At 37.7% G+C, this 6,141-nt stretch carries 6 protein-coding genes; 3 read left to right on the top strand and 3 right to left on the bottom strand.

Going from position 1 to position 6,141, the window contains the following annotated elements:
* A partial coding sequence (locus EYS08_RS26175; protein ID WP_208745939.1) for a hypothetical protein occupies positions 1 to 290 on the top strand: 290 nt, incomplete at its 5' end.
* A gap of 360 nt (positions 291 to 650) precedes the next feature.
* Here EYS08_RS26175 and EYS08_RS22955 read toward each other — a convergent pair.
* The 3 genes from EYS08_RS22955 to EYS08_RS22945 form a co-directional block, all read right to left on the bottom strand.
* Positions 651 to 1,931 carry an adenylosuccinate synthase gene (locus EYS08_RS22955; protein ID WP_131032281.1) on the bottom strand — a complete coding sequence of 427 codons (1,281 nt, stop codon included), beginning with the start codon at positions 1,929 to 1,931 and terminating at the stop codon, positions 651 to 653.
* Between the two features lie 38 nt (positions 1,932 to 1,969).
* Entirely contained in the window at positions 1,970 to 2,467 is a 498-nt protein-coding gene (locus EYS08_RS22950; RefSeq protein ID WP_131032280.1) for a Fur family transcriptional regulator, read from the bottom strand.
* Between the two features lie 221 nt (positions 2,468 to 2,688).
* Positions 2,689 to 4,896, bottom strand: a complete 2,208-nt coding sequence (locus EYS08_RS22945; protein WP_055906427.1) for a RelA/SpoT family protein — start codon at positions 4,894 to 4,896, stop codon at positions 2,689 to 2,691.
* Between the two features lie 109 nt (positions 4,897 to 5,005).
* Between EYS08_RS22945 and EYS08_RS22940 the strand changes: the two genes are divergently transcribed.
* Both EYS08_RS22940 and EYS08_RS22935 read left to right on the top strand, forming a co-directional pair.
* Complete coding sequence (locus tag EYS08_RS22940) at positions 5,006 to 5,620, top strand: DUF4294 domain-containing protein (protein WP_131032279.1); 615 nt, start codon at positions 5,006 to 5,008, stop codon at positions 5,618 to 5,620.
* Between the two features lie 6 nt (positions 5,621 to 5,626).
* Positions 5,627 to 6,139: a glutathione peroxidase gene (locus tag EYS08_RS22935; protein ID WP_131032278.1), complete on the top strand. Its 513-nt coding sequence runs from the start codon at positions 5,627 to 5,629 to the stop codon at positions 6,137 to 6,139.
* Positions 6,140 to 6,141 lie beyond the last annotated feature (2 nt).

Raw genomic sequence — 6,141 nt, 5'->3', positions numbered from 1 at the left:
TCCACCTACAGCAGTTGCTACATAATGGCTGTACCAATGAAAAACGGATTAGCACGAATATATACCTCCTGTTGATGTTTATATGCCTGTTTATGCAAAAAATATTTTTGCCAGTTGTCAGATATGCCAAAGGCTCCGTTAGCTTGATCAAATGTGTAAAGTTCTTTGTATTGAACATGAAAGAGGTAATCGCTACAGGTAGAAAGCAGTTCAGAGATATTATAGATAAGTACTGTAAATATGAAAAAAGAAACCACAGAATTAATTTAAGCCAACTATTTTCAGCTTAACTTGACGCTCATGCGAAAGTTCGGGACTGCGCTTCAGTCGAGATGACGACAATAATTCATCATGAGAAATATAATTGCCGTTTTTAAACTCATGCTCTGCGGCTAAAAGCTCATTATTATAGGCTTCAATGGTAATTAGATGCTGATAAGCAAGTAACTAAGTTGATTTGCTATCAATTGGTGAAGAGTTGTCAACTTTCCGGCGCTTCTGCCATTAAAGTTGACAACTCGAGAACAAAAAAAGCAACCCAGTTATAGATTGCTTTATTTTATAGTCATCATGCTGATCCGATAACTATCGGATTTATTTCAGCATCTAATAGACCCTGAAATAAATTCAGCATGACGAACAGAGTGTTATTAACGTAACTCTAAAGTTTGTGCTCTATCTGGTCCTACAGAAAGGAATTTAATTGGCACTTCTAATTCTTTTTCTAAGAACGCAATGTAATCAGTTAATTTAGCTGGGATTTCATCTACAGAAGTAATTTTAGTAACATTAGTAGCCCAACCATCAATTGCTTTCAATACTGGTTTTGGTTCGATTGAAATGATGTCGTACGGCATATAATCAATCGTTTCGCCATTATATTCGTAGTGGGTACAAGCATAAATGGTATCGAAAGTATCCAAAACATCGGCTTTCATCATAATTAACTCGGTTACACCGTTTAACATGATGGCATATTTTAAAGCAGGAAGATCAATCCAGCCGCAACGACGGGCACGGCCTGTAGTTGCACCAAATTCGTGACCTAAAGCGCGTAAATTTTCGCCAACTTCATTATCTAATTCAGTAGGGAAAGGACCGCCACCAACGCGTGTGCAGTATGCTTTGAAGATACCATAAACCGCACCTACTTTATTAGGCGCAATGCCTAAACCAGTACAGGCACCTGCAGTTGTGGTGTTACTTGATGTTACGAAAGGATATGAACCGAAATCTACATCCAATAAAGTTCCTTGTGCACCTTCAGCTAAAACGGCTTTTCCTTCTTTTAAGAAACCATTTACATAATGTTCGCTATCTACGTGAGGGATGGTTTTTAAGAATTCAATTGCTTCAAAGAATGATGCTTCTTTCTCTGCTAACTCATATTCGAAACCTTCGTAATGAGAAAGGATTTCAGTATGTTTTTCTACCAATTTAGCATAACGCTCTTTAAAATCAGGTAGTGTAGTATCGCCAACACGTAAACCGTTACGGCCGGTTTTATCCATATAAGTTGGGCCAATACCTTTTAAGGTTGATCCAATTTTATTTTTACCCATGCGTGCCTCGTTAGCTGCATCCAATAATTGGTGGGTTGGTAAAATTAAGTGTGCTTTACGGGCAATCACCAATTTGCCATCGGCAACAGGGTCATGACCAGCTTTTTTTAAATTATCTAACTCTCTTTTTAGGATAATAGGGTCGATTACTACACCATTACCGATAAGATTCATGGTTTTTTCGTTAAAAATTCCTGAAGGGATTGTATTTAAAACGAATTTTTTGCCATCGAACTCTAAAGTATGTCCGGCATTTGGGCCACCCTGAAAACGGGCAATAAGATCATATTTTGGACTTAGTACATCAACGATTTTTCCCTTTCCTTCATCACCCCATTGCAGGCCGAGAAGTACATCTACTTGCGTCATTATTTAATAAATTAAGCTGGTTTTATTTGTATTTTGATTTAATTTTCTACAGTTTTTGCGGCTGTTGCAGCACTTTCGTTTACTTTCCTGGCCATACTGCAATCAGAGCAGAAACCGTAAAGATTTAACGAATGGTGTTTCACATCAAATTTTAAAAGATCACCAACCATGGTTTGGATCTGATGGATTCGTGGATCGCAGAATTCTACTACTTTACCACATTCGATACAGATTACGTGATCGTGCTGGCGGTAACCATAAGATTTTTCGAATTGTGCCATGTTTTTACCAAACTGGTGCTTGGTAACTAAATCGCATGAAACCAATAACTCCAATGTGTTATAAACCGTAGCACGACTTACGCGGTACTTTTGGTTTTTCATGTGGATATAAAGGGTTTCTACATCAAAGTGGTCGTTTCTTGAATATATTTCTTCCAATATAGCGAAACGCTCTGGTGTTTTACGTAGATTTTTGTTTTCTAAATAAGCCTCAAAAATCTTGCGAACGAGCTCATTTGTTTTTTGTTCAGACATAGTTTTTAAACTCCATTCAAAGGTAGGTAAATTGTTTTGAAAAATGATTACACTGATTAAATGATTACACTGATTTGGTAATTGTTTGATTGTTATAGTGCTTGATAGTTGAAATGTTGTAATAGTCGGAGGTCAGAAAGACAGCGGTACGAAGTTCAATCTGCAAATAGCGTGCACTTAGCATCTAGACTTCGAACTCCGGACTAAAGACTTCGGACTAATTAAGCATCAAACCTCGTTACTCCGGTAACACCTCTAACTTTTAATAAATTTTTGATCAGGTTTTCCAGGTGTTCGGTATCATTTACAAAAATCATAATCGAACCATCAAAAATCCCTTCGTTGGTATCAACAGTAATCGATCTCATATTTACTTTAAAGTCGGTAGAAATAACCCTGGTGATGTTATTGATCAAACCTACATCATCAATGCCTACAATGCGTAAGCCGGTTAAGAAAGTTAATTCCTGCTGTTTGTTCCATTTGGCTTTCACTACGCGATAACCATAATTGGCCATTAGCTGCGCAGCGTTAGGGCAGTTGGTACGGTGTATTTTAATACCTTCACTCACGGTAATAAAGCCAAAAACATCATCGCCGGGAATTGGGTTGCAACAGGCAGCCAAGGTATAATCAATCCGCTGCATATCTTCACCAATCAATAAAATATCAGATTCTCCACCTTTAATTTTACTCTTGATTCCGTCAACTGAAAGGTTTTCGGGACGTTCCGGTCCACGGTTTTCGACCTCTTTTTCGCTAGATAGATACTCTTTGATATCTTTCAGTTCGATCTTTCCAAGCGCAACATTAACAAAAAGCTCTTGTGTAGAAGGTAATTTAAAGAAATAACTTAGCTTTTGAAGATTATCGGTATTGTAAGTGATTTTTAACGATTTCAGCTTCCTTTCTAAGATTTCCTTTCCATTTTCGGCAATTTTCCGCTTTTCTTCTTTTAAAGATGACTTAATTTTAGATTTGGCCTTGGCAGTAACCACCACATTTAGCCAATCTTCTTTAGGCGTTTGTTTGCTTGAGGTAATAATTTCTACCTGATCGCCATTTTGAAGCTTATACGAAATAGGAACCAGCTTGTGATTCACTTTAGCGCCTATACAGGTTGCCCCTACATCGGTATGGATCTCGAAAGCAAAATCCAATGCTGTAGCGCCCAAAGGCAACTGGATTAAAGCACCTTTTGGCGTGAAAATAAAGATCTCATCCGAGAAAAGGTTCATCTTGAAATCATCGAGGAAATCTAAAGCATTGGCTTCAGGATTACTCAACATTTCGCGAACTTTCTGAATCCACTGATCCAGACCGTTATCATTACTCGATTCTTTATACTTCCAGTGTGCAGCAAAACCTTTCTCTGCAATTTCGTTCATGCGTTGTGTACGGATCTGTACCTCAACCCATTGTCCGCGTGGTCCCATTACTGTAGTGTGCAAACTTTCGTAACCGTTCCCTTTTGGTGAGGAAACCCAATCGCGTAAACGATCTGGATTTGGTCGGTATAAATCGGTAACAATAGAATACGCTTTCCAACAATCGGCCTTTTCATTTTCAGGTGCAGAGTCTAGAATAATCCGGATGGCAAAAAGATCATAAACCTCTTCGAAAGGAATATTTTTCTTTTTCATCTTGTTCCAGATGGAGTGAATTGACTTTGGTCTGCCGTAAACATCGGCCACTAAACCTTGTTCGTGAACAATCTCATCAATCGGTTCGACGAATTTTTTGATGAAAAGCGCACGTTCAGCTTTTTTCTCGTTTAATTTTTTTGCAATGAATTTGTAAGTGTCAGGGTCGAGATATTTCATCGAAAGATCTTCCAACTCTGATTTAATGGCATATAAACCCAATCTATGGGCTAGTGGTGCGTATAAATAAATGGTTTCTGAAGCGATTTTAAGCTGCTTGTGGCGTGGCATAAAATCCATTGTACGCATATTGTGCAAGCGATCGGCAAGTTTGATCAGGATTACCCTTACATCATCTGCCAGGGTAAGCAGCATTTTACGGAAATTTTCGGCCTGTAAAGAGCTATTGGTATCAAAAACGCCAGATATTTTGGTTAAACCGTCGATGATTTTAGCGGTTTTCTTGCCAAATTCGCGTTCAATATCTTCTAAAGTGATATCGGTATCTTCTACCACATCATGCAATAAGGCACATACGATAGAGGTTGTTCCTAAGCCAATTTCTTCAGCAGCAATCTGCGCTACAGCGATGGGGTGGTAGATGTAAGGCTCGCCTGATTTTCGGCGCATATCTTTATGGCTCTCCAATGCCATATCAAAAGCTTTCCTGATTTCTTTTTTATCGCCCTTTTGTAAAGTAGATTTGCTTGCCCGTAGTAATGCCCTATATCTTTTTAGAATCTCTTGCTTTTCCGCCTCTAAATCAATCACTAACTCTGTTTTCATTTGTATTTTTTGCGTAAAAATTGCGTCTTATTTATGAATAAAACTTATATTAGTTTTGTGAAACACCTAATATATGAAATAACACCTAACTTTGTAAAAGTATAAATTTATGAAAATTAAAGGGCTCTTTTTTCTTTGTATTGTAATGATTTGTAGCATTTCACTACAGGCTCAGGATCCTGCTGCGCCAATATTCCCTAAATTGGGTAAAAGCGATACGATAAGAGTAGCCTCAACAAATGATAATGGTGTAATGATTCCGTGGATGCAGCTTGATGATGTATCTATTTATGCCGCAAGGAAATGGAAATCGCCGGCAGAACAGGCTGCGTATAATCGCTTAAGGTATAACGTATTAAAAGTAATGCCATACGCATTGTTTGCAAAACGTAGATACGAGCAATTAGAGCAAGATATTGCCCGAACTCCTGAAAAAAAGGAACAGAAACAGCTGGTTAAACAATGTGATAAAGAAATTAAAGACATGTTTAACCGTGAAATAAAAGAATTAACCATTACTCAAGGTCAGATTTTAACGAAACTGATCGACCGTGAAGTAGGCAGAACAACATATGATATTGTAAAGCAGACCAAAGGCGGTTTCGCTGCATTTTCTTATCAGATTGTTGCCCGTGTGGTAGGACATAATTTAAAAAGCACTTACAATCCGAATGAGGATAGGGATATAGAATCCATTATCCGCACTTCAGGATTTTATCAATAACATATAATGCAGGAACGCATTCCGAATATTTATTCATTTAAGGTTAAAAAAATTAATGGCGAAGAGCAGCCATTATCAGCCTACCGCAACAAAGTTGTTTTAATTGTAAATACCGCATCAGAATGTGGTTTTACACCACAATTAAAGGAACTACAGCAGCTTAAAGATGAAATTAATAGTCTTGATTTTGAAATTCTGGGCTTTCCTACCAACGATTTTGGAAAACAGGAGCCACTAAATGGTTCTGATATCTCATCTTTTTGCGAGATTAACCATGGTGTAAAATTTCCGGTTTTTGATAAAATTATGGTTCGTGGGGCACATGCCCATCCGCTTTATCAATTTTTGAGCGATAAAAAACAAAACTTAAAATTAAGTTCAAAACCCCGTTGGAACTTCCATAAATACATCGTGAACAAAAATGGAGAATTGGAAGATTATTTCTTACCCTTCACCAAGCCGTTGAGTTCGAAAATTAAAAAGAAAATTCAGCAACTCCTAAACCAAAATGCCCAATAAAT

The organism is Pedobacter kyonggii, assembly GCF_004310665.1.
Lineage (GTDB): Bacteria > Bacteroidota > Bacteroidia > Sphingobacteriales > Sphingobacteriaceae > Pedobacter > Pedobacter kyonggii.
Note: the sequence above shows the minus strand (reverse complement) of the source record. Positions and strands in the feature narration are given on the sequence as shown.